23 protein-coding genes are annotated in these 22,097 nt (G+C 71.3%); 13 read left to right on the top strand and 10 right to left on the bottom strand.

The features are described 5' to 3' along the window. Window positions 1-30: 30 nt before the first annotated feature. From EHO50_RS39225 to EHO50_RS39215, 3 genes are all read right to left on the bottom strand, one after another. Window positions 31-252 carry a hypothetical protein gene (locus EHO50_RS39225; RefSeq protein WP_062142391.1) on the bottom strand — a complete coding sequence of 74 codons (222 nt, stop codon included), beginning with the start codon at window positions 250-252 and terminating at the stop codon, window positions 31-33. A gap of 43 nt (window positions 253-295) precedes the next feature. Continuing rightward, a complete protein-coding gene (locus EHO50_RS39220) occupies window positions 296-1,531 on the bottom strand; it encodes an inorganic phosphate transporter (protein WP_128436623.1) in 1,236 nt (411 codons plus the stop codon). 176 nt (window positions 1,532-1,707) lie between these two features. Further along, on the bottom strand, window positions 1,708-2,457 hold the full coding sequence (locus tag EHO50_RS39215; RefSeq protein WP_128436622.1) for a lysozyme: 750 nt from the start codon (window positions 2,455-2,457) through the stop codon (window positions 1,708-1,710). 207 nt (window positions 2,458-2,664) lie between these two features. Here EHO50_RS39215 and EHO50_RS39210 point away from each other — a divergent pair, with 207 nt between their 5' ends. The 3 genes from EHO50_RS39210 to EHO50_RS39200 all read left to right on the top strand — a co-directional run bounded on the left by EHO50_RS39210 (window position 2,665) and on the right by EHO50_RS39200 (window position 6,363). Continuing rightward, window positions 2,665-3,414 carry a class II aldolase/adducin family protein gene (locus tag EHO50_RS39210; protein WP_128436621.1) on the top strand — a complete coding sequence of 250 codons (750 nt, stop codon included), beginning with the start codon at window positions 2,665-2,667 and terminating at the stop codon, window positions 3,412-3,414. 113 nt (window positions 3,415-3,527) lie between these two features. After that, window positions 3,528-4,655 carry an alpha/beta hydrolase gene (locus EHO50_RS39205; RefSeq protein ID WP_128436620.1) on the top strand — a complete coding sequence of 376 codons (1,128 nt, stop codon included), beginning with the start codon at window positions 3,528-3,530 and terminating at the stop codon, window positions 4,653-4,655. 301 nt (window positions 4,656-4,956) lie between these two features. Continuing rightward, window positions 4,957-6,363: a hypothetical protein gene (locus EHO50_RS39200; RefSeq protein WP_164905076.1), complete on the top strand. Its 1,407-nt coding sequence runs from the start codon at window positions 4,957-4,959 to the stop codon at window positions 6,361-6,363. Between the two features lie 13 nt (window positions 6,364-6,376). Here the strand turns inward: EHO50_RS39200 and EHO50_RS39195 are convergent, their stop codons facing one another. Next, window positions 6,377-6,790 carry a VOC family protein gene (locus tag EHO50_RS39195; protein ID WP_128436619.1) on the bottom strand — a complete coding sequence of 138 codons (414 nt, stop codon included), beginning with the start codon at window positions 6,788-6,790 and terminating at the stop codon, window positions 6,377-6,379. Between the two features lie 395 nt (window positions 6,791-7,185). On the opposite strand from EHO50_RS39195, the gene EHO50_RS39190 reads away from it, so the two are divergent. The 4 genes from EHO50_RS39190 to EHO50_RS39175 all read left to right on the top strand — a co-directional run bounded on the left by EHO50_RS39190 (window position 7,186) and on the right by EHO50_RS39175 (window position 11,340). Continuing rightward, complete coding sequence (locus EHO50_RS39190; RefSeq protein WP_181449779.1) at window positions 7,186-8,160, top strand: hypothetical protein; 975 nt, start codon at window positions 7,186-7,188, stop codon at window positions 8,158-8,160. 92 nt (window positions 8,161-8,252) lie between these two features. Next, complete coding sequence (locus EHO50_RS39185) at window positions 8,253-9,851, top strand: ABC-F family ATP-binding cassette domain-containing protein (protein ID WP_128436618.1); 1,599 nt, start codon at window positions 8,253-8,255, stop codon at window positions 9,849-9,851. A gap of 335 nt (window positions 9,852-10,186) precedes the next feature. Then, window positions 10,187-10,405 (top strand): helix-turn-helix domain-containing protein, encoded by a 219-nt coding sequence (locus tag EHO50_RS39180; RefSeq protein WP_019758351.1) that lies wholly within the window; start codon window positions 10,187-10,189, stop codon window positions 10,403-10,405. Between the two features lie 131 nt (window positions 10,406-10,536). Beyond that, window positions 10,537-11,340, top strand: a complete 804-nt coding sequence (locus tag EHO50_RS39175) for an enoyl-CoA hydratase/isomerase family protein (RefSeq protein WP_128436617.1) — start codon at window positions 10,537-10,539, stop codon at window positions 11,338-11,340. A gap of 12 nt (window positions 11,341-11,352) precedes the next feature. Here the strand turns inward: EHO50_RS39175 and EHO50_RS39170 are convergent, their stop codons facing one another. Then, window positions 11,353-12,090 carry a nucleopolyhedrovirus P10 family protein gene (locus EHO50_RS39170; protein WP_128436616.1) on the bottom strand — a complete coding sequence of 246 codons (738 nt, stop codon included), beginning with the start codon at window positions 12,088-12,090 and terminating at the stop codon, window positions 11,353-11,355. A gap of 87 nt (window positions 12,091-12,177) precedes the next feature. Here EHO50_RS39170 and EHO50_RS39165 point away from each other — a divergent pair, with 87 nt between their 5' ends. The 5 genes from EHO50_RS39165 to amaP are packed head-to-tail and all read left to right on the top strand — an operon-like array spanning window position 12,178 to window position 14,539. Continuing rightward, window positions 12,178-12,654: an Asp23/Gls24 family envelope stress response protein gene (locus EHO50_RS39165; protein WP_128436615.1), complete on the top strand. Its 477-nt coding sequence runs from the start codon at window positions 12,178-12,180 to the stop codon at window positions 12,652-12,654. A 58-nt stretch (window positions 12,655-12,712) separates the two neighbouring features. Continuing rightward, entirely contained in the window at window positions 12,713-12,898 is a 186-nt protein-coding gene (locus EHO50_RS39160) for a hypothetical protein (RefSeq protein ID WP_128436614.1), read from the top strand. Continuing rightward, window positions 12,895-13,278 carry an Asp23/Gls24 family envelope stress response protein gene (locus tag EHO50_RS39155; protein WP_128436613.1) on the top strand — a complete coding sequence of 128 codons (384 nt, stop codon included), beginning with the start codon at window positions 12,895-12,897 and terminating at the stop codon, window positions 13,276-13,278. Before EHO50_RS39160 ends, EHO50_RS39155 begins: the two co-directional genes overlap by 4 nt. Further along, window positions 13,275-13,955, top strand: coding sequence for a DUF6286 domain-containing protein (locus tag EHO50_RS39150; RefSeq protein WP_128436612.1), 681 nt, complete (start codon window positions 13,275-13,277; stop codon window positions 13,953-13,955). The genes EHO50_RS39155 and EHO50_RS39150 overlap by 4 nt, the downstream gene beginning before the upstream one ends. Then, a complete protein-coding gene (amaP, locus tag EHO50_RS39145; protein ID WP_128436611.1) occupies window positions 13,952-14,539 on the top strand; it encodes an alkaline shock response membrane anchor protein AmaP in 588 nt (195 codons plus the stop codon). Before EHO50_RS39150 ends, amaP begins: the two co-directional genes overlap by 4 nt. A 26-nt stretch (window positions 14,540-14,565) precedes the next feature. On the opposite strand, the gene EHO50_RS39140 is transcribed toward amaP, so the two are convergent. The 5 genes from EHO50_RS39140 to EHO50_RS39120 are packed head-to-tail and all read right to left on the bottom strand — an operon-like array spanning window position 14,566 to window position 19,618. After that, the gene (locus tag EHO50_RS39140; RefSeq protein ID WP_128436610.1) at window positions 14,566-15,321 is read right to left on the bottom strand and encodes an SDR family oxidoreductase; all 756 of its coding nucleotides are present in this window, start codon (window positions 15,319-15,321) and stop codon (window positions 14,566-14,568) included. 5 nt (window positions 15,322-15,326) lie between these two features. Then, a complete protein-coding gene (locus EHO50_RS39135) occupies window positions 15,327-17,114 on the bottom strand; it encodes a glycoside hydrolase family 15 protein (protein WP_128436609.1) in 1,788 nt (595 codons plus the stop codon). 34 nt (window positions 17,115-17,148) lie between these two features. Further along, the gene (locus tag EHO50_RS39130) at window positions 17,149-17,514 is read right to left on the bottom strand and encodes a hypothetical protein (RefSeq protein ID WP_246101816.1); all 366 of its coding nucleotides are present in this window, start codon (window positions 17,512-17,514) and stop codon (window positions 17,149-17,151) included. Further along, on the bottom strand, window positions 17,511-18,083 hold the full coding sequence (locus tag EHO50_RS39125) for a sigma-70 family RNA polymerase sigma factor (RefSeq protein WP_425472357.1): 573 nt from the start codon (window positions 18,081-18,083) through the stop codon (window positions 17,511-17,513). Before EHO50_RS39125 ends, EHO50_RS39130 begins: the two co-directional genes overlap by 4 nt. Further along, window positions 18,080-19,618, bottom strand: a complete 1,539-nt coding sequence (locus EHO50_RS39120) for a sodium:solute symporter family protein (RefSeq protein WP_128436608.1) — start codon at window positions 19,616-19,618, stop codon at window positions 18,080-18,082. The genes EHO50_RS39125 and EHO50_RS39120 overlap by 4 nt, the downstream gene beginning before the upstream one ends. Window positions 19,619-19,848: 230 nt before the next feature. On the opposite strand from EHO50_RS39120, the gene EHO50_RS39115 reads away from it, so the two are divergent. Next, the gene (locus EHO50_RS39115; RefSeq protein WP_128436607.1) at window positions 19,849-22,002 is read left to right on the top strand and encodes a carbon starvation CstA family protein; all 2,154 of its coding nucleotides are present in this window, start codon (window positions 19,849-19,851) and stop codon (window positions 22,000-22,002) included. Window positions 22,003-22,097: the final 95 nt, after the last annotated feature.

Genomic DNA, 22,097 nt, shown 5'->3' with positions numbered 1-22,097 from the left:
GGTGCGTGCCGTATGTCAGACCACGCCGGCTCAGGCCACGATCAGATAGATCCCGTACCCCACAGCCGCCGCACACGCCGCGAAGCACGCGTACGCACCGGTGACCGCCAGGGCGGCCGAGCCGCCCTGGGCCGAGGCCTTCTCCTGGCGGGACAGGCCCGCGATGCCGAGGGTGAACAGGCCCACCAGGGCCACCGTGACCACGAGGCTGACGCCGAAGACGGAGCCGAGGGCCGCCCAGTCGATCTTCATGATTCTTCTTCCTGGGTAACTGGGGTGAGTAACCGGGCGGGGGTCAGACGGCGGCCTGCGAGGGCGCCGACTCGGAGGACGGAGCCGGGATCGTGGCCGCCAGCTCCTCGGTCGCCGCGCTGCCCGTGGGCGGCGGGGTCACGGCGGCGATCGCCGTGGTGACGACGCCGGCCGGCTCGTCGGTCTCGTTGACGTTCGTGTGGTCGACGACCTCGCGGCGCGAGAGCTTCCAGATGGCGGCGCTGGAGCCGACCAGGAAGATCGCGACGAGGGCCGTGCCCCAGGCGCCGAAGCCCGTCACGTACTCCGCGAGCGCGCCGACCAGGGCGGCCGCCGGGAGCGTGAGGCCCCAGGCGACGAACATCCGGGTGGCCGTCGACCAGCGCACCACGCCGCCCTTGCGGCCGAGGCCCGCGCCCATCACCGCGCCGGAGACGGAGTGCGTGGTGGAGAGGGAGAAGCCGAGGTGGGAGGAGGCCAGGATGACCGTCGCGGCGCTCGTCTGGGCGGCGAAGCCCTGCTGCGGCTGGAGGTCGGTCAGGCCCTTGCCCATGGTGCGGATGATGCGCCAGCCGCCGAGGTAGGTGCCGAGCGCGATGGCCAGACCCGCGGAGAGGATGACCCACATGGGCGGGTCGGAGTCGGGGGCGAGGGTGCCGCCGGCGACCAGGGCGAGGGTGATGATGCCCATCGTCTTCTGGGCGTCGTTGGTGCCGTGGGCGAGGGAGACCAGGCCGGCGGAGGCGATCTGGCCGGCGCGGTAGCCCTTCTTGGCGGCGTTGCCGTCGGCCTTCTTGCCGAGGGAGTACGACAGCCGCGTGGCCAGCAGCGCGGCGATGCCCGCGACCAGCGGGGCGGCGATCGCCGGGATCAGCACCTTGGTGACGAGCACGTCCCCGTGGACCGCGCCGATGCCGGCCGAGGCGACGGTGGCGCCGATCAGTCCGCCCATGAGGGCGTGCGAGGAGCTGGAGGGCAGGCCTACCAGCCAGGTCAGCAGGTTCCAGAGGATCGCGCCGACCAACGCGGCGAATATGACCTCGGGGCGGATGCCGGTCTCGTCGACGAGACCTTTGGAGATCGTGTTGGCGACCTCCACGGAGAGGAAGGCGCCGACAAGGTTCAGCACGGCGGACATGGCCACCGCGACCTTGGGCTTGAGTGCACCGGTCGAGATGGTCGTGGCCATCGCGTTGGCGGTGTCGTGGAAACCGTTCGTGAAATCGAACGCAAGTGCGGTTACTACCACAATCGCGAGGATCAGCGAGAAGTTTTCCATTTACCCAGGCAATCGTTCGAGGTCATCGGTCGGTTGACCGTAGGAAACCTGAGTGAACGGAAGGTGAACTGGGGCAGGCCGCACGGTGTCTGGAGGAGGTGGTTGTTCTGTCGAAAGCGGAGGCTCCCGCTCCAACGGCCTCCATCGGTCACCGAGCGGCCCAGGCGCCGCAAGGGTCAGTAGCCCCGGGCAAACTTCCTCAGCTGGGTCATGGACCCGTTGAAGAGATTCTGGTCACCCGGCAGGCTGCCGCTGCCGTTGTCGTACTGCCAGATGGTCCAGTACTGCCATCCGGCCGGCAGTGCCCCCGCCGTCGCGGAGTCGTAGCGGGCTATCCACAGCGCGTGATTCGAGGCGAAGGCGCGGCTGGCACCGGTGCATGTGTTCCACCAGTGCGTGGTGGTGTAGATCACCGGACGGCGGCCGGTCAGCCGCTTCACCTCATTGCTGAAGGACTGGATCCAGCTGACCATCTTCGCCTTGCTCAGCCCGTAGCACTTGTGCTTGCTGTACGGGTTGTATTCGATGTCCAGCGCTGGCGGCAGGGTCCAGCCGTCCGACTTCCAGCCGCCGCCGTTGCGCACGAAGTGCGCCGCCTGCGCCTGGCCCGACGACTTGTTCGGCAGCGCGAAGTGGTACGCGCCGCGTACCAGGCCCACGTTGCGGGAGCCGTTGTACTGCTGGTTGAAGTATGGGTTGCGGTAGGTGTGGGACTCCGTCGCCTTGACGTAGACGAACCTGGCGCCCTTCGCCTTCGAGCTCTGCCAGTTGACGTTCTTCTGGTGGGACGAGACGTCATGTCCCTTGGGCTTGCCGGCCGCCGCGGCCGGAATCTCGGCGAGCGCGGTCCCCCCAAGGGTGAGCGCCGCCACGGATATCGCTATGAGGCGGGAGCGGTGACGGGACGGTTTGCGATCACGGGCCATATTTCCCCCCGGAATGGCGACGTGCACAACAAATCTCCCAGAGATTACTGGAAGGTCATTGAATGCCGATCGATCTCCGGCCAAGCATGGGAAGAGGGTGATGTATCCGTATATGCACCCTTCCGGACGTCGGTCTTCCGCCCTAGAGTGCCCCGGCTCGGTTGCGACTTGAGGCCGCGTCGCGGTCCCGGCTGGCAGGATCGCCGTATGGCTGAGGAGCGGCGGGACCAGCGGGATCAGCGGGGCGCGCGCGATGCGCGGGATGCGCGGGAAGGCGTACAGGAAGTGGGGGAGCCGTGGGGCAGGCGTGTGCGCCCCGAGGAGGCGGATGCCTGGGAGTCCCTCGTGGCGACGGCCCGCCGGACCGTGTCCGAGGGGCTGGTCGTCGGCACGTCCGGCAATGTCTCGGTGCGCGTCGGTGACACGGTGCTGGTCACGCCGTCGGGAGTGCCGTACGACCGCCTGACGCCCCAGGACGTGACGGGGGTCGACCTGGACGGCAGGCAGGTGCTGGGCGCGCTGGTACCGACGAGCGAGCTGCCCATGCACCTCGCCGTCTATCGCGCCACGGACGCCGGCGCCGTCGTGCACACCCACGCGGTCCACGCGACGGCCGTCTCGACCCTGGTGCCGGAGCTCCCCCTGATCCACTACATGGCGGGCGCCCTCGGAGGCCCCGTCCGGGTTGCCCCCTATGCGACATACGGCACCCGGGAGTTGGCCGAGAACATGCTCCAGGCCCTCACCGACCGCACCGCCTGCCTCCTCCAGAACCACGGCACGATCACCTACGGCACGACCCTGGACCAGGCCTACGACCGCACGGCCCAACTCGAGTGGATGTCCCGCCTGTGGCTCACGGCGACCTCGGTACCCGGCCTGTCCCCGACGCTGCTGTCGGAGGGACAGGTGGCGGAGGCGGGGGAGCGGCTGCGGGGGTACGGGCAGCGGGGGTAGGCGGTGCGGGTGCGCGCTAGCGCGCCCTGCAAGTCGCTGTGCCCGGTGACTCGGTTCAGCCGACGGAGTCACTCCCACTGGCCGGTCCCCCTCTCCACCCGGACACTGGATCCGTGCGCACTGTCAAAACGACGGCCGCTGCCGTCACCGTGGCTCTCGCCGCCGGCGTTGCGAGCGTCGCCGCCGGGCGGTTCGCCAGTGGCGCCGCGCTGAAGGCGCCCCCTGGCAGGCCCCTGCCCACCGAACCCAGGCTCACCGTGCACGCCACGGCGGCCGGCCAGATCGCGCTCACCCGCGACCTGGCCTCCCTGCGCCCCGGCACCTACGGCCTCTCCGGCGACGGCTCGCACGCGGTCGTCGGCCCCGTCCTCGCCGCGGCGAACCACTCCGCCGACACCGTCGTACGCCGCCTGGTACGCGTCACACACGGCACCTTCCGGCCCGGCGACAGCGTCTGGCTCACCCCGAACGTCCACGTCGGCAACCCGAGCGCCGCCCTCGGCCTCGACCACGCCGACGTCGACATCCCGGGCGAACTCGGCGCCCTGCCCGCATGGTTCGTCCCTGGCGCCCGCGACACCTGGGTCATCGCGGTGCACGGCCTCGGCACCACCCGCGAACACGCCATGAACGTCATGGAGTTCCTCAACGGCCGCCACTTCCCGGTCCTCGCCCTCGCCTACCGCGGCGACCTCGGCGCACCCCGCCCGCCGGACGGCCTGAACCACTTCGGCGAGACCGAGTGGCGCGACCTGGACGCGGCCATGCGCTACGCCGTGCGGTACGGCGCCAAGCAGCTCGTCCTGCTCGGCTGGTCCACCGGCGCGACGATGGCGCTGCGCGCCGCCGCGCACTCGGGGCTGCGTGACCATGTCTCGGGCCTGGTCCTGGACTCCCCGGTGCTCAGCTGGGAAGCCACGCTGCGCGCCCTGGCCACGGCCCGCCACACGCCGAGCGCGCTGCTGCCGCTCGCCGTCCGCGCGGCACAGGGCCGCACCGGCCTGAACATCGACCGCGTCACCGACACCGGCGCCCCCGGCCGCCTCACGGTGCCGACCCTGATCTTCCACGGCCCCGACGACAGGGTGGCCCCCTGGACCCTCTCCCGCCGCCTGGCCGAGGCCCACCCCAACCTGGTGGCCATCAACACCGTCAAGAACGCTCCCCACGCCGCCATGTGGAACGCCGACCCCGAGTCCTACGAAGAGTCCCTGCGCCGCTTCATCACGCCGCTCATGTGACGCTCCTGTGCCCCATCGGCGTGCGGCCCCCGCCCGGGGGGCGCCCGGTTCCCGTCCGGCCCTCTCTTCCACGGCCGCCCCCGGTCCGCCGCTCCCAGCCTTGCTCCCACCCTCGGCCGGCTACCTTCACCCCGCCCCACCCCACCCCTCCCGCACCGGTCGCGCAGATTCCGTTTAACCCCGTACCACTGGCCTGTTATCGGTCCCCCGCCGCTCGCAGGACCCCGTGCGTTGGCCATCCCCGTCGCCCCTCGTGACATTCCGTTTGGGTTTTCGGACCGTCAACCGGAAGACTGCACCCGTGACGTCCCGTATCCCGCGCGACTCCAGGCTTCGACTCGTCCGCCCGCGACCCCTGGCCGCCGCCCCCTCAGCTGTGAACCAGCGGCGCCCACGCCGCCCCGCGCCCCGCCCTCCGGAGGGCACACCGGCCCGGGCCGAGCTGGCCAGAATGGCTCGCTCCTGCCTGGCCACCGCGGCCCGCGTCGCCCACTGGGCCGACGCCGCGCTGCGCCCCGGCCGCGACGGTGCGAACCCCGACGGCAAGGGCACCCTCTCCGACGAGACCGCCGAACGCGCGGCCCAGGACCTCGGCCTGACCGTCGCTCAGGTCCGCGCCGACTGGGACACCGCCCGCCTCGCCGGCCTCGTCGAGGTGCACGGCGACAGCGCCCGCCCCGGCTGGCGGCTGCGCGCCTGGGACCGCGACGACAGCGCCGTACTGCGCGGCTGGGTCGCCCTCTTCGACGCCTGGTCGCTCGCCCACCCGGAACCCGACCAGCTCGCGCACGGCGCCGTGGCCGACGTCGTCTCGGCCATGCCCCAGTTGCTCTCCTTCCTGCAGTTGTCCGCCGGGCCGGTCCCGGTGGAGCAGCTCCTGGACCTGCTGGAACAGCGGGTCACCGAACTGCGCACCGAGCGCTGCGAGATCCCTTACGGCCCGCAGCCCGAGCCGGTCGCCGACCCGGCCACGCCCGCCGAGGACACGCCCCTCGCCCCCCTCCTCGACTGGGCCCTGCACGCCCTCGCCTCCGTCGGCGCTCTCACCTACGGCGACGGCCAGGCCACGCTCACCCCGCTCGGCAACTGGGCGGTCTGGGTCAAGCTGGAGCAGATCTGCGTCGCCGCCCAGAGCCCCGCCGGGAACATCGAGCAGGCGGCCGAGGACATGCTCCGCGGCTGCGCCCAGCTCCGCCCGAACGCCGCCCGCGACGAATACCGCGCCTGGCTCGCCGCCCGCCCCGTCGGCAGCGCCGTCACCGAACTCCTCGACGCCGCCCGGGGCGAGGACGCCCTGCTGCGCGGCCTCGCCTTCGAGGCCCTGCGCGTCGTCGGCGCCCCCGCCGAGCCCGACGTACGCGCCGTCCACGACGAGCCGACCCTGCGGCCGTACGCCCTGCTGTGGCTCGCCGAGCACGACGGCGTCGACCCCGAGGACGCCCACGAGGTGCTCACCCGGGAAGAGGCCACCTGGCTGTGGGTCGACACCGCCGCCGCCGTCGCCGACCACGGCGAGGCCCCGATGCTCGTACGGCACCTGGAGTCCGCGGTGCAGCCGACCGTCCCCGCGCTCCTCGCCGAGGTCCGTGCCGTCGGTCACCCGCGCACCGTGCAGGTCCTGGTCGCGCTCGCCGCCGCGCACCCCGACCCCGCGCTCGCGAAGGCCGTACGCCGCGCAGCCTTCCAGGTGCACACCGGGGGGAGCTGAGCCGGGCCGGCGCTCAGCCCTTTATCTCCGGGGCGTAGGTGCCGAAGCTCCACACATTGCCCTCGACGTCCCGGGCCATGTAGTCCCGCGAGCCGTAGTCCTGGTCCGTCGGGGGCATCAGGATCTCCGCGCCGTGCTCCACGGCCCGTCGGTGGTGTGCGTCGACGTCGTCCACGACGACGTACACCCCGGTCGTGCCCGCGTCCTTCATCACCTTGTCGAAGGCGCTGCCGGTGCCCTTCGAGCCGAGCATCACCGCGCCGTTGCCCTGCACCAGCTCGGCGTGTGCCACCGAGCCGTCCTCGCCCTCGTAGACCGCCGACTCCGTGAATCCGAAGGCTTCCGTGAGCTGTTTGATCGCCTCCTTCGCGTCCGCGTACAGCAGCGTCGGGTAGATGCTCGGACGCCCACCGCTCGTGCCCGCCATGCCGATCACCCCTTCGTGATCAATCGCAGTGATCCTTGCTGTCGACTGCCGGAATTCCAATCCGCAGCCAGTCTTGCAGCGACCACTGACAACGGCCCGTGAGCCGAGGCACCGAGCCCGTCCGCAGGGCCGAACGGGGGAGCGACCCCGCCAACTCGCCGTGTCCCGACGGCATGCGCTCACCACCCGCCTCGGACATGACTACGCTCTGCGCCTGATCCGCCGGAAGCGGACGTCGGGACGGGCCGAGAAGGCCCCGGGACGGGTTCCAAGGGGGCGTTGGTGGTCCTTCTACCGACCGAGGCGACAAAGCCGAACCGCGCCCTCCCGGAGGCCGCGAGGGACTCGCAGAGCTGCTCCCCAACCGCCCCCGCCCAGAGCCCCCGCCGAGCCCGATGACCCTCGACTCCGCCGGCCTCCCGAGCATCGCCGACCCTGCCGCATCCGAGCTCCCCGCATCCGAGCTCCCCGCCTCCGGGCTCCCCACGTCCGGGCTCCCCGCATCCGAGGACCTCCCCGACCCGCCCCCGCCCGCAACCCCACCGCCCACCCCGCGCCGCCCCCTCCACATCCCCCGCCCACTCCGCGCAGCCGCCCTGCTCCTTCTCGTTCTCCTCGCACCCCCGCTCCTCATCGCCGCCCACCTCGCCCGCCCCACCCCCTACGGCGACCACCTCACCGGTCACGCGACCGTCCACGCGCGCGTGCGCCAAGCCACCACCCCACAGCCGCCGACGCCGTGGCCCACGCACTTCCGCACGCGCGAAGCGGCCATCGAGGCCTACGACCCCCGCACCGGCGCGACCCACTGGCGCTACACCCGTGAAGGCCGGCGTCCGCTCAGCTCAGTCAGCTCAGTCCGCTCAGACCGCGCACGCATGTCGCTTCACGCGCGCGTGGAGGCGATCACGCTCTGGGACGACGGCATGGTCACCGACACCGACGGCCGTTCCGTGCGCTGGCACCGAGCCCTGCCCGCGGCGGGTGACTGGCTGCCGGGACAGGGCGGCACCGGCGTCCTGCGCCCCCTCGGACGCGGCATCCTCGCCGTCGTGACGCCGCACCGCGTCTCCGCGTACCGCATCACCGATGGCGATCTGCGCTGGGTGCTGCCCGCGCGTGAGGGCTGCGCGTTCGAGCCCGCACGTGCCGAACATCACGGTGCGGCGCTTCTCATCGCCCAGCCCTGCCCCCACGCGGCCTGGACCGCCCAGCTCGTCGCCGTGGACGACCTGGGACGGATCGCCCCGCACCGCCGACCGCTCGGTAACGAAGTCGGCAACCGCATCGGCAACGAAGTGGTCCAAGAAGGCGGCAGGCCCCGGTCCGAACACCTGGACCCAGAAAAAGTGGTTGCACGGCCCCGTTAGACTGGCCCCCATGGCCATTCTCCTCGCGCATTAGACGGCGGGAACGTCCTCAGCCGCCCATCCCGCCACCCACCCCGCCCTGGAGTCTGTCCGTGATCTCCGCCTCCGGTATCGAGCTGCGCGCCGGTGCGCGCGTCCTCATCGAGTCCGCGACCTTCCGCGTAGCCAAGGGCGACCGCATCGGCCTCGTCGGCCGCAACGGCGCCGGCAAGACCACCCTCACCAAGTGCCTCGCCGGCGAAGGCCTCCCCGCCGGCGGCAACATCACCCGTTCCGGCGAGGTCGGCTACCTCCCGCAGGACCCCCGCACCGGCGACCTGGACGTCCTCGCCCGCGACCGTATCCTCTCCGCGCGCGGCCTGGACGTACTGATCCGCAAGATGCGCGACAACGAACAGCGCATCGCCAACGGCCAGGGCGCCACCCGTGAGAAGGCGCTCAAGCAGTACGAGCGCCAGGAGACTGAGTTCCTCACCAAGGGCGGGTACGCCGCCGAGGCCGAGGCCGCCACCATCGCCGCCGCGCTCAACCTGCCCGACCGGGTGCTCGGCCAGCCCCTGCACACGCTCTCCGGCGGTCAGCGCCGCCGTATCGAGCTCGCTCGCATCCTGTTCTCGGACGCCGACACACTGCTGCTCGACGAGCCGACCAACCACCTCGACGCGGACTCGATCGTCTGGCTGCGCGACTACCTGAAGACCTACCGCGGCGGCTTCATCGTCATCTCCCACGACGTCGACCTGGTCGAGACGGTCGTCAACAAGGTGTTCTACCTGGACGCCAACCGCGCCCAGATCGACATCTACAACATGGGCTGGAAGCTCTACCAGCAGCAGCGCGAGGCCGACGAGAAGCGCCGCAAGCGCGAGCGGCAGAACGCCGAGAAGAAGGCCGCCGCGCTGCACTCGCAGGCGGACAAGATGCGGGCGAAGGCCACCAAGACCGTCGCCGCGCAGAACATGGCGAAGCGGGCCGACCGGCTGCTCGCCGGCCTCGACGCGGTCCGCGTCTCCGACAAGGTCGCCAAGCTCCGCTTCCCGGAGCCCGCGCCCTGCGGCAAGACCCCGCTGACCGCCGAGGGCCTGTCGAAGTCGTACGGCTCGCTGGAGATCTTCACCGACGTCGACCTGGCCATCGACAAGGGCTCCAGGGTCGTCATCCTCGGCCTCAACGGCGCCGGCAAGACCACCCTGCTGCGCCTGCTGGCGGGCGCCGAGCAGCCCGACACGGGCGCCGTCATCCCGGGCCACGGCCTCAAGATCGGCTACTACGCCCAGGAGCACGAGACCCTCGACCCGGAGCGCTCGGTCCTGGAGAACATGCGCTCGTCCGCCCCCGACCTGGACCTCGTCGAGGTCCGCAAGGTGCTCGGCTCGTTCCTGTTCTCCGGCGACGACGTCGACAAGCCGGCCGGGGTCCTCTCCGGCGGCGAGAAGACCCGCCTCGCCCTCGCGACCCTGGTCGTCTCCTCGGCGAACGTCCTGCTCCTCGACGAGCCCACCAACAACCTCGACCCGGCCAGCCGCGAGGAGATCCTCGGCGCGCTGCGCACCTACAAGGGAGCGGTCGTGCTCGTCACCCACGACGAGGGCGCCGTCGAGGCGCTCCAGCCGGAGCGGATCATTCTGCTGCCGGACGGTGTCGAGGACCTCTGGGGCGCCGACTACGCGGATCTCGTCGCCCTGGCTTGATCGAATGCGTGATCAACAGGCTATGGATCATTCGGCCTATCGGTGATCCATCATCTGTGTGAGATCTCCTCGTACCGAGGTGTGTACTACATCGATTTCACGGCCGAGTCCTTTATCGACAAGGGCTCGGCCGTCCCGCGTCTCTGACCTGGTACTTCGCGAAAGAACCCGTTCGGCCGTACGGACAACTCGCGGCGGAATTGCAGATTCCGCATGTGGGGATGTGCTCCTGTCGTCAAAACCATGTCTCACGGACCTTGCCGAATGGGTGGCCATGAAGCCCCGGAGGGGTGATCATGAGGAGACCAGAGCGCACTTCCCATGAGGAGGCACGGGTGGCCGAGACTCTGAAGAAGGGCAGCCGGGTAACCGGCGCCGCGCGCGACAAGCTCGCGGCAGACCTGAAGAAGAAGTACGACTCCGGTGCGAGCATTCGGGCACTGGCCGAGGAAACCGGCCGCTCGTATGGCTTCGTGCACCGGATGCTCAGCGAGTCGGGCGTCACGCTTCGTGGGCGTGGCGGTGCGACACGAGGCAAGAAGGCCGCCGGCTGAGACCGGGCGGCCCATCGGCTTCGATGGTGGCCACCCGGTCGGTCGGTTGATCGGCCGGGTGGTTACTGTGCAGTCACTTAGGGGGTGCCCTCCGGGCATCCCGTGATGACCGCACTCATCGGAGGCACCCCATGGCTTCGTCCGACCAGGAACTCGCTCCCCTGCTCGACAAGAACGGCGTACGGCTCACCGTCGACGGCGCGATCGCCACGGTGACGCTGAACAACCCGGTCAAGCGCAATGCGCAGAGCCCCGCCATGTGGCGGACGCTCGGCGAGGCCGGGCAGTTGCTGCCGGGCAGCGTGCGTGTCGTCGTGCTGCGTGGTGAGGGCAAGTCCTTCTCCGCAGGGCTCGACCGGCAGATGTTCACGCCTGAGGGGATCGAGGGCGAGCCCTCGTTCATCGAACTCGCGCGCAGCAGCGACGGCGAACTCGACGCTGCCATCGCCGAGTTCCAGGAGGGCTTCACCTGGTGGCGGCGTAACGACATCGTGTCCATCGCCGCCGTACAGGGCCATGCCATCGGGGCGGGCTTCCAGCTCGCGCTCGCCTGTGACGTGCGCGTCGTCGCCGACGACGTGCAGTTCGCCATGCGTGAGACCAGCCTCGGGCTGGTGCCGGACCTGACGGGTACGCATCCGCTGGTCGGGCTGGTCGGATACGGCCGTGCGCTGGAGATCTGCGTGACGGGCCGGTTCGTGCTGGCCGAGGAGGCCGTGAGCAGTGGGCTGGCCAACCTCGCGGTGCCCGCCGAACAGCTCGACGACGCCGTACGGGATCTGGCGGGTGCCATCGTAGCCGCGCCGCGGGATGCCGTGATCGAGACCAAGGCGCTGCTTCGTGGTGCCGTGGACCGTACGTACGACGAGCAGCGTGGCGCCGAGCGGGCTGCGCAGGCGCGGCGGCTGCGGGACCTGGCCGGCCTCGGCGAATGAGCCATGCGCTGATCAGCCGACGGCCGTGATCAGTACCGCGACCGTCGGGCGATCGGCCAGCGCCTCTCCTACCCACTCGCGGACCTCCCGGGCCACCTCCACGGACCGGCGGTCCGCGCTCACCGCGATCTCCACGCGCACGTGACGGCGCGGCAGGGCGGCCTCGTCCTGCCGTTCCTCGTCCTGCCGTTCCTCGATGTGCACGGCACGGCCCAACCCGCCCAGAGCGCCCGTCAGCCCGGTCACGCCCGGTACCGCCAGGGCCGCGGCTGCGACGCGCTCCTCGTCGGGGCTCCCGGGCTCGGCGGCCCGCGTCGGCTCGGGCTGCCGTACGGGAGCGGGTTGCGCGTCCTCGTCGAGCAGGGCCGTGACCCGCAGGTCCACCTCGGTCACTGTCAGGCCAAGGCCTTCCGTGGCCGCGGTGGCCAGCAGGCCACGCAACCGATCCGCCGTCGTGGGCAGCGCCTCGGCCGCCGTCGCCGCGAAGTCCGCCGTCACCCGTAGAGGCCCCGGCGGCAAGGCGCTCGGCGGCGGCGGTACGGCCGCCTCGTCGGCGTCGTCCGGGTCGACGAGCGCGATCCGGAGCGCGTCCAGCCGTACCCCGCGCATGTCCTCCGCCGCGCGCCGCAGCACCGCCTCGGCCGCCCCCTCGGCGATCCACGCGCCGTCGTGCGGGCCGCCCAGGGGCAGGAGCCTGCCGAGGCCGAGCTGTCGTTTCACTGCCTGCGTCCACCGGTCCGCCGTCGTCATTCCTCCAGCCTGCCGTATCCCTGGCGCGCGATCGCGTAACCATGACTAACGTGGTCAAGGGAGGACAACCGAAAAGGACATACGGCCATGACTGAGACGACGGAGCAGAGCCGGGGGACGGAGGGCGAGGCCCTCAGCACACGCAAGACGCAGGCGCCCAGGCGCGGCGGCGGAGACCCCGGCACCCGGGGCCGGACGACCATCGCGGACGGCGTCGTGGAGAAGATCGCCGGGATGGCCGCACGCGATGTGGACGGCGTGCACGCCATGGGCAGCGGGCTGTCACGGACCATCGGGGCCGTGCGCGACCGGGTGCCGGGCGGGACGAAGTCGGTGACGCGGGGGGTGAAGGCCGAGGTCGGCGAGGTGCAGGCCGCGCTCGACCTGGAGATCGTCGTCGAGTACGGCGTCTCGATCTCCGACGTCGCCCGGGACGTGCGCGAGAACGTGATCAACGCCGTGGAGCGGATGACCGGCCTCGAAGTCGTCGAGGTCAACATCGCGGTGAGTGATGTGAAGCTTCCGGAGGAAGAGGAAGAGGAACCGGAGCGCCGGATCCAGTGAGGCGTCGGCGACCGACAACTCAGCGGCCGGGCGCTGCTGAGGAGCTGAGGAGCGCACCATGAGCATGGCCGTGGTCGGCATGATCGCCGGCATGGCACTGGGCTTCGCCGGGTATTTCGGTGGATTCGGCGCCTTCCTGCTGGTGGCGGCCCTTGGCGCCGTCGGCTTCGTCGTCGGGCAGTTCGTGGAGGGGCAGTACGAGCTCGGTGACTTCTTCCGGCGCCGCGACGAACGGCGGCGGTGAGGCCGGTGAGCGCGGGGGCCGGTGAGCTCGGCGGACCCCGTCCCGTTGTCCCGCCCGGTGAGCGCGGGGCGACCCGGATCACCGACCGGGTCGTCGCGAAGGTCGCCTCGCAGGCCGCACGCGAGGCGGTGGGGACGCCGGCCAAGGACGCCGCCCGCCCGTACGCCGACGTCGTCGTCGCCCACGACACCGCCCGCGTCCGCGTCCACCTCGAACTCGACTACCCCACCGACATCGGCGCCCGATGCGCGGCCGTGCGTCGGCATGTCGTGGAGCGGGTAGGCGCGTTGGTGGGCATGGAGGTGCCGGAGGTCGCCGTGCATGTGGAGCGGCTGCACCCGGCGCCCGGGCAGGGCGCGGCACGCGGGAGGACGCGATGAGCGAGTCCCAAGGTTCCGAAGGCACCACACAACGACTGCCGGTCATCGAGAAGGAGACCGGACCCGACCCCCTCGACCAGTCGGCGTCGGCGGCCGCCTACGAGCCGCCGCCCCCGGTCGACGGCGAGGGCGGCGGCGAGGGCCGCTTCTGGTCGGCACGCCGGATCCCGGCCGCGATCACGGCGCTCCTGCTCTTCCTCGCCGCCGGATTCTTCCTGTACGACATCGCCGCCGTGCGCGCCGACCGGCCCGCCATGCGCTGGCGCCGGGAATTCGCCCACCAGCTCGCCGAACGCCCCCTCGACGACATCTGGGTGCTGGTCGGCGCGGGCGTCGCCGCGGTCCTCGGGCTGTGGCTGCTGGTCCTGGCCGTCACGCCCGGCCTGCGCTCGGTCCTGCCGATGCGGCGCACCCACCCCGACGTCCGCGCCGGGCTCCACCGCGACCTGGCCGCCCTCGTCCTGCGCGACCGGGCCATGGAGGTCTCCGGGGTCCAGTCGGTACGGGTACGGGCGAGGCGGTCCCGGGCCGATGTCCGCGCCGTGTCGCACTTCCGCGACCTGGACGACGTACGCGCCGACCTGGACAGCACGCTCGCCGACGCGATCAGGGGCCTGGGGCTGGCCCGGCCGCCCTCGCTGTCGGTGCATGTACGGCGGCTCGGACGGAAGGGGTGAGGGCCGTGCTCAGGGTGGTCAACCGGGTGCTGATCGGGCTTGTCGGGCTGGTGCTGCTCGTGATCGGCGGCTCCGTACTGGCCGTGGGACTGGGGCTGGAGCCCCCGTCCTGGTGGATCCACGACAGCAAGCACGACGTACTGCTCAGCGACGCCGAGCGGACGCGCTGGCGGGACGACGGCTGGTGGTGGCCGACCGTCATCGCCGTGCTGGCCGTCCTGGTCCTGCTCGCCCTGTGGTGGCTGACCTCGGTCCTGCGCCGACACCGCCTCGCCGAGGTCCTGGTCGACACCGGCGACGGCGAGGGCGCCCTGCTTCGGGGCCGGGCCCTGGAGGGCGTACTGGCAGGTGAGGCAGGGGGGTTGGAGGGCGTCCAGCGCGCCCGGGTCCACCTGACGGGCAGGCGCAGCACCCCCGAGACCCGGGTGCGCCTCCTGCTGGAACCACATGTGGACCCGGGCACCGCGTTGAACGACCTCTCCGCACAGGCCCTCACCCACGCCCGCAATTCAGCGGGCCTCGCGGCCTTGCCTACAGAGGTACGCCTGAAGGGCGCCAAACACCGTGCGGAGAGGGTCAGTTAGAACCTGGGCTGCCGGAACCCGGGCTGCTAGAACCCGTGCCGCATCCCGCCGTCCACCGGCAGCATGATCCCCGTCAGATATGACGCGGCCGGAGACAACAAGAACGCCGCCGCACGCCCGAACTCCTCCGGCGCCCCATACCGCCGCAACGGAATCCGCGCCTCGTTGGCAGCCCGAGTGGCCTCCGGATCCGCCGACAGGCCGTCCAGCTCGCGCACGCGATCCGTGTCGATCCGGGACGGCAGCAACCCCACGACCCGAATTCCCCGCGGCCCCAATTCGTCCGCAAGGGACTTGGCGAACCCGGCCAGTCCGGGGCGCAGCCCATTCGAAATGGTCAGCCCCGGAATCGGCTCATGCACCGAGCCCGACAGCACGAACCCGATGACCCCGCCGGCGTCCAGTTCCGCCGCTGCCGCCCGCGCCAGCCGAACCGCCCCCAGAAACACCGACTCGAACGCGGCCTGCCACTGCTCGTCCGTGTTGTCGGCGACGAACCCGGCCGGCGGCCCGCCGACGCTCACGAGGATGCCGTCGAAGCCCCCGAACGCATCCCGCGCGGCAGCGATCAACCGTGCTGCCGCGTCCGGCTCGGCGTTGTCGACGGCCAGCCCGAGGGCGTTCGGCCCCAGTTCGGCCGCAGCGGCGTCGACTCGCTCCTTGTCCCTGCCCGTCAGGACGACCTTCGCCCCGTCGGCCACGAGCTCACGCGCCGCCGCGTTGCCCAGTCCACGGGTGGCCCCCGTGACGACGTACACCCGGTCCTTCAGTCCAAGATCCATGGCCCCTATCCTGCCCCGTCGCCCCCGAACAGGGCGAGGGCGGTGTTCACCAGGCCGATGTGACTGAAGGCCTGCGGGAAGTTGCCGAGCTGGCGGTCGGTCACCGGGTCGTACTCCTCGGACAGCAGGCCCACGTCGTTGGCGAGCCCCGCCAACCGGTCGAACAGCTCGCGTGCCTCGCCCGTCCGACCCGTCATGTGCAGCGCCTCCGCGAGCCAGAACGAGCACGCCAGGAACGTGCCCTCGCCGCCCGGCAGCCCGTCTACGGCCGTCCCGTCGGTGCTGTAGCGGCGCAGGAACCCGTCATGGCTGAGCTCGGCGCGGATCGCGTCGATGGTGCCGGTGACGCGCGGGTCGTCCGGCGGCAGGAAGCCGACGCGCGGGATGAGCAGCAGGGCGGCATCGAGTTCGCGGGAGCCGTAGGACTGGGTGAAGGTGTTCCGCTCGGCGTCGTAGCCCTTGTCGCACACCTCGCGGTGCACCTCGTCGCGCAGCTCGCGCCAGCCGTCGAGGTCGCCCTTCAGCTTCGGGTTCTTCTCCAGGGTGCGCACGGCGCGGTCCGCGGCCACCCACACCATCACCTTCGAGTGCACGAAGTGGCGGCGGCCGCCGCGCACCTCCCACAGACCCTCGTCCGGCTGCCGCCACTCCGTGCGCAGCCACTCCATGAGGGAGGACTGGATCGCCCACATGTGCGGCTTGATGGGCAGACCCGCTTCCCGGGCCAGTGCCAGGGTGTCCATGACCTCGCCGTACACGTCCAACTGCAGCTGTTTCACGGCCTCGTTGCCGATGCGTACGGGAACGGAGCCGGCGAAGCCGGACAGCCACGGCACCTCGAACTCGGGCAGCCGCCGCTCGCCCGCCAGCCCGTACATGATCTGCAGGTCGGCAGGGTCACCCGCGACCGCGCGCACCAGCCAGTTGCGCCATGCCTCGGCCTCCTCCCGATAGCCCGCTGACAGCCCCACGTTCAGCAGGAGGGTGGAGTCGCGCAGCCAGCAGTAGCGGTAGTCCCAGTTGCGGACACCGCCCAGTTCCTCGGGGAGCGAGGTGGTGGCGGCGGCGACGATACCGCCGGTCGGCCGGTAGGTGAGGGCCTTGAGGGTGATCAGGGAGCGGACGACGGCGTCCCGGTACGGGCCGTCGTAGTGGCAGCGCCCCACCCACTTGCGCCAGTCCCGGACGCTGACGTGCAACGCCTTGTACGGGTCTACGAGCGGCGGGCGCCGCTCGTGCGAGGGGTGCCAGGTGAGGACGAACGCGACCTTCTCGCCCTTCTCGACCGTGAACTCCGAGTGCGTACCGAAGTCCTTGCCCCAGGTGTGCACATGGGGTTCGCTGCGCAGCCAGACCGAGTCGGGGCCGGCGACGGCCACCCGGTGCCCGTCGGACTTGCGCACCCAGGGGACGATCGAGCCGTAGTCGAAGCGGATCCGCAGAATGCTGCGCACGGTGACGCGGCCGCTGAGGCCTTCCACGATGCGCACGAGGTCGGGGGCGCGGTCGCGTTGGGGCATCAGGTCGGTGACGCGGATCGCGCCCTCATCGGTCTCCCACTCGGTGTCGAGCACCAGGGTGTCGCGGCGGTAGGCGCGGCGGGTGCAGGGGCCTTTCGCGTGTTTGGGGGCGATGCGCCAGTGGCCGTTGTCGCTGTCGCCGAGGAGCTTGGCGAAGCAGGCTCCCGAGTCGAAGCGGGGCAGACACAGCCAGTCGACGGAGCCGTCCCTGCCGATCAGAGCGGCCGTCTGCTCGTCGCCGATGAGGGCGTAGTCCTCGATGCGCGGGTGCACGCAAATGCGGGTTCCCCCAGGGGCGGTGGGCCAATCAGGGGTGAGGCCGGGGGAGTGACCCGCCCGTCGGGGATCCGGTGAGTGATACGTCCGCCGGGGATCCGGTGATTGACACGGCCGCCGGGGACCCCGTGCCGGAGAAGATCACGCCGGGATCCGCGGGGGCCTGGTTGAGGACCCACAGCCCGATCAGCGTGGCCAGGGCGAAGACGACCGCGACGAGGACGGCGAGGACGAGCCGGCGTCGGCGTTCCCGGCGCAGCCACTCGCCGCGCGCCGTGCGATAGGCGTCGGGCGCCGCCTGCACCCCGTCGGCGAGCGCGGAGAGAGCCTCGCGCAGCTCCCGCTCGGTGCGGTCCGCACCGGTGCCACGCGGCGGAGTCGCATCTCGATACGTCATCGCCGGGCCTCCATCGCCTGGGTCAGGGCGGCGAGGCCGCGTGCCGTATGGGTCTTGACGGAGCCGCAGGAGATCCCCATCGCCGCGGCGATCTCACCCTCCTTCAGTCCGAGCCAGTGCCGCAGCACCAGCGCCTCGCGCTGCCGGGCCGGCAGCTGCTGCAGCGCGTCGATCAGCACACGCTGGTCGTCGCGCAGGAGCGCGGTGCTCTCGGCGGAGGCGACGAGTTCGTCGGCCGGCTTCTCGACATGCTTGCGGGCCACTTGGAGGTGCCGTATCCGCATCCGCGTCAGATTGCACACCGTGGAGCGCAGATACGCCTCCGCCGCCTCGGTGTCCCGCAGGCGCCGCCACTTCCGGTAGATCTGGTAGTAGGCCTCCGCCACCACGTTCTCCGGATCGTCGGCCCCGAGCAGGACGGCGAGGCGCAGCATCGAGGAGTAGTGCAGCTCGAACAGGCGGGCAAGGCCGGCCTCGCGCTCCAGGTCGGCCGGGTCGCTCGCCGCGGGAGCGAGGGGCACGGCCGGGAGGGCGGCAGCGCCGGTCTCGCGTCTCAGGTGCTGTCTCACGGGTTGTTCGCTCCCGTCTCGGGGCGCCGCCTGACGCTCAGGCGCGACGGCAGATCGGTGACGTCGGCGCCGCGCGGGACGCCGAAGCGTTCGAGCACCGCGGTCCCGGCCACGGCGACGGTCAGGTTGAGGAACAGGGCGGCGAGCCCGGCGTAGATCTCCGGCCCGGAGCCGAGGGGCACGATCGAGGAGAACCCCTCCCGTACGACCATGTAGGTCCCCGCCACCATGCCCACGCCCCACCCGGCGAGCAGCGCCCGCGGATGCAGCCGCCCGGTGAACAGCCCGATCGCGACGGCCGGGAAGATCTGCAGGATCCAGACCCCGCCGAGGAGTTGGAGGTTGATGGCGTCCTGGTCGCGCAGCCCGAACACGAACGCCACCGCGCCCACCTTGGCGGTCAGCGACACCGCCTTGGCGATGCGCACCTGCCGCTTGGGCGTGGCCGTCGGATGGACGTACTCGACGTACACATTGCGTACGAAGCTCGTGGCGGCCGCGATCGACATCACCGCCGCGGGGACCAGCGCCCCCACGGTGATCGCCCCGAACACCAGCCCGGCCAGCGGCGCCGGCATCAGCCGGTCGACCAGCATCGGTACGGCGGCCTCGGCGCCGCCCGCCGGGGCGCGGACGCCGGTCGCGAGGGCCGCGATGCCCAGGAAGCCGAAGAGGGCGAGCAGGCCGGTCCAGGCGGGCAGCGCCACGGACACCTTGCGCAGCGTCCGCGGGCCGTCGGCGGCGAAGCCGGCGGTGAGTACGTGCGGGTACATCAGCAGGGCGAGCGCGGAGCCGAGGGCGAGGGTGGCGTAGGCGGGCTGCTGCTCGGGGGTCAGGAGCAGCGCCGGGCCGCCGATGCGTTCGGCCGCACCGTCGAAGACGGCCCCCGGGCCGCTCAGCCGGTCGAGGACCAGCCAGGTCACCGCGGTCAGCGAGACGAAGACGGCCACGGCCTTGAGCGCGGAGATGACGGTGGGGGCGCGCAGCCCGTGCCGGTAGGTGGCGACGGCCAGCCCCGCGAACAGGCCCACCATCACCAGATCACCGGCCGCACCCCGCGGATACACGCCCCCGGCCGTCAGCACCGCCCGTATGCCGAGCAGTTGCAGCGCGAGATACGGCATGGTCGCGAGGATCCCGGTCAGCGCGACCACCAGGGCCAGCGGGGCCGAGCCGTACCGGCCGCGCACGAAGTCGGCCGCGGTGACGTAGCCGTGCCGGCGGGCCACGGTCCACAGGCGGCTCAGCAGCACGAAGGCGATCGGGCAGATGATCACCGTGTACGGCACCGCGAAGAAGGCGGGGGCGCCGTTGCCGTACGCCAGGCCCGGTATGGCGGCGAAGGTGTACGCGGTGAAGATCGTGCCGCCGAGCAGCAGCCAGGTCCACACCGGGCCGAGGCTGCGGTCGGCCAGTGCCCAGCCCTCCAGGGAGGGCAGCCGGTCGCTGGGGTGCAGGCGCCGCGCGGTCACGGCGAGCAGCGACGCCCCGCCGATCACGGCGAGGAACGTCGCGGTCATGGCGCCATCGGCCATGGGTCACCGTCCTTGGTGTGCCTGTGCCCTTGGGACCTACGCGTAAGTTGCGCGAGCGGCCGATACGGAGGACAGAAAACCGGCGGGAAATTTCCTTGAAATTCGCTGTCAACCGGTCCGAGGGGGTGGGCAACTCTTGCACAGACCGACAGCGAGCGGGAGGGAGCTCCTGTCCCAGCCGCCTGTCGATCTGCCGAGTCACCTCTGACTCGCCCTTTCAAGGAGCCGCCATGCCCACATCAGCCCTGCCCGAAAACGGCCGTCGAGTGCCCGAAAAGCGCGCAATGTCCCCTCGGTCGATCCTCCTCTGGACCACCGTCTCCCTCCTCGGCGCCGTCGCCTGGGGTGTCCTCGCGTTGGCCCGAGGCGAGGAGATCTCCGCGGTCTGGCTGGTGGTCGCCGCGCTCGGCTCGTACGCCATCGCCTACCGCTTCTACTCCCGCTTCGTCGCCCGCCGCGTACTGAAGCCGGACGACCGCCGGGCCACCCCTGCCGAGCGACTGGAGGACGGCGTCGACTTCCAGCCCACCGACCGCCGGGTGCTCCTCGGCCACCACTTCGCCGCCATCGCGGGCGCAGGGCCGCTGGTCGGTCCCGTGCTCGCGGCCCAGATGGGCTATCTGCCCGGCACGCTCTGGATCGTCGCCGGGGTCATCTTCGCCGGGGCGGTGCAGGACATGGTCGTGCTGTTCCTGTCCATGCGGCGGGACGGCAAGTCGCTGGGGCAGATGGCCCGCGAGGAGATCGGCCGGGTGGGCGGCGCGGCCGCGCTGGTCGCCGTATTCGCGATCATGATCATCCTGCTGGGTGTGCTGGCCCTGGTCGTGGTCAACGCCCTCGCCCACTCGCCGTGGGGCACCTTCTCCGTGGCCATGACCATCCCCATCGCCCTGTTCATGGGCTTCTGGCTGCACCGCATCCGCCCGGGCCGGGTCGTCGAGACCAGCCTCATCGGCGTGGCGCTGCTGCTGCTCGCGATCGTCGGCGGCAGCTGGATCCAGGAGTCCTCGCTGGCCGGCGCCTTCACCCTCAGCCCGACCACCCTCGTCCTGTGCCTCGTCGGCTACGGCTTCGTCGCCTCCGTACTCCCGGTGTGGATGCTGCTCGCCCCGCGCGACTACCTCTCCACGTTCATGAAGATCGGCACGATCGCCCTGCTCGCTGTGGGTGTCGTGGTCGCCGCCCCCGTGCTGCGCGCGGACGCGGTGAGCGACTTCGCCTCGACCGGCGCGGGTCCGGTCTTCGCCGGCTCCCTCTTCCCCTTCCTGTTCATCACCATCGCGTGCGGCGCACTGTCCGGCTTCCACGCGCTGGTCGCGTCCGGTACGACTCCGAAGCTGATCCAGAAGGAGTCCCAGGTCCGGCTGATCGGATACGGCGCGATGCTGATGGAGTCATTCGTCGCGATCATGGCGCTGATCGCGGCGGCGACCCTGGAGCCGGGCCTGTACTACGCCATGAACGCCCCCGCCGGCCTCCTCGGTACGACGGCCGAGTCGGCGTCCCAGGCCGTGGCGGGCCTCGGCTTCACGATCACCCCCGACCAGCTGACCCAGGCGGCCAAGGCCGTCGAGGAGCAGACGCTGATCGCCCGTTCCGGCGGCGCCCCGACCCTCGCCGTCGGCATGTCGGAGATCTTCTCCGGCGTCTTCGGCGGCACCGCGATGAAGGCCTTCTGGTACCACTTCGCGATCATGTTCGAGGCGCTGTTCATCCTGACCACGGTCGACGCGGGCACCCGCGTCGGGCGCTTCATGCTCCAGGACATGCTCGGCAATGTGTGGAAGCCGATCGGCCGGGTCAACTGGAAGCCGGGCATCTGGCTGTGCAGCGGCCTCGTCGTGGCGGCCTGGGGCTACTTCCTCTACACCGGCGCCACCGACCCGCTGGGCGGAATCAACCAGCTCTTCCCGCTCTTCGGCATCGCCAACCAGCTCCTGGCAGCCGTGGCGCTGACCGTCTGCACCACGGTCCTGATCAAGTCCGGCCGGCTGCGCTGGGCCTGGGTCACCGGCGTCCCGCTCGCCTGGGTCGTCGCGATCACCTTCACCGCGGGTTGGCAGAAGATCTTCTCCGACGACCCCAAGATCGGCTTCTTCGCCCAGCGCGCCAAGTACGCCGACGGCATCGACAACGGCCAGGTCCTGCCGCCCGCCAAGACCCTCGACGACATGCACACCGTGGTCACCAACTCCACCGTCGACGGCGTACTGATCGCGCTGTTCCTGCTGCTGGTCGCAGTCGTGATCGTCAACGCGGCGGTGGTGTGCGTCCGGTCGATACGCCGTCCCGGCTCACTGCCGACCACCGAGGCACCGTACGTCGAGTCCCGCATCGACGTGCCCGAGCAGGCGGGTGAGCCGCTGGTGGGGGCGCGGTCGTGAGGGCGGTGCGCTGGGTGCGGGCGGTGCGGTGGTACGTACGGGAACTGATGCAGGTGCTGAGCCTGCTGCACCGGGAGGAGCACCGGCAGGGGCGT

It is taken from the genome of Streptomyces cyaneus (assembly GCF_004028635.1).
Classification (GTDB): Bacteria; Actinomycetota; Actinomycetes; order Streptomycetales; family Streptomycetaceae; genus Streptomyces; species Streptomyces cyaneus.
This window is presented reverse-complemented; position numbering and strand designations above follow the sequence as displayed.

Bases quoted from the DNA above. Each gene is read 5' to 3' on its own strand.
- EHO50_RS39165 (WP_128436615.1), top strand. From the start codon at position 12,178: ATGACTGAGACGACGGAGCAGAGCCGGGGGACGGAGGGCGAGGCCCTC.
- EHO50_RS39210 (WP_128436621.1), top strand. From the start codon at position 2,665: ATGGCTGAGGAGCGGCGGGACCAGCGGGATCAGCGGGGCGCGCGCGAT.
- EHO50_RS39160 (WP_128436614.1), top strand. From the start codon at position 12,713: ATGAGCATGGCCGTGGTCGGCATGATCGCCGGCATGGCACTGGGCTTC.
- EHO50_RS39225 (WP_062142391.1), bottom strand. From the start codon at position 252: ATGAAGATCGACTGGGCGGCCCTCGGCTCCGTCTTCGGCGTCAGCCTC.
- EHO50_RS39120 (WP_128436608.1), bottom strand. From the start codon at position 19,618: ATGGCCGATGGCGCCATGACCGCGACGTTCCTCGCCGTGATCGGCGGG.
- EHO50_RS39190 (WP_181449779.1), top strand. From the start codon at position 7,186: ATGACCCTCGACTCCGCCGGCCTCCCGAGCATCGCCGACCCTGCCGCA.
- EHO50_RS39140 (WP_128436610.1), bottom strand. From the start codon at position 15,321: ATGGATCTTGGACTGAAGGACCGGGTGTACGTCGTCACGGGGGCCACC.
- EHO50_RS39170 (WP_128436616.1), bottom strand. From the start codon at position 12,090: ATGACGACGGCGGACCGGTGGACGCAGGCAGTGAAACGACAGCTCGGC.
- EHO50_RS39220 (WP_128436623.1), bottom strand. From the start codon at position 1,531: ATGGAAAACTTCTCGCTGATCCTCGCGATTGTGGTAGTAACCGCACTT.
- EHO50_RS39115 (WP_128436607.1), top strand. From the start codon at position 19,849: ATGCCCACATCAGCCCTGCCCGAAAACGGCCGTCGAGTGCCCGAAAAG.
- EHO50_RS39130 (WP_246101816.1), bottom strand. From the start codon at position 17,514: ATGACGTATCGAGATGCGACTCCGCCGCGTGGCACCGGTGCGGACCGC.
- EHO50_RS39195 (WP_128436619.1), bottom strand. From the start codon at position 6,790: ATGGCGGGCACGAGCGGTGGGCGTCCGAGCATCTACCCGACGCTGCTG.
- EHO50_RS39175 (WP_128436617.1), top strand. From the start codon at position 10,537: ATGGCTTCGTCCGACCAGGAACTCGCTCCCCTGCTCGACAAGAACGGC.
- EHO50_RS39150 (WP_128436612.1), top strand. From the start codon at position 13,275: ATGAGCGAGTCCCAAGGTTCCGAAGGCACCACACAACGACTGCCGGTC.
- EHO50_RS39215 (WP_128436622.1), bottom strand. From the start codon at position 2,457: ATGGCCCGTGATCGCAAACCGTCCCGTCACCGCTCCCGCCTCATAGCG.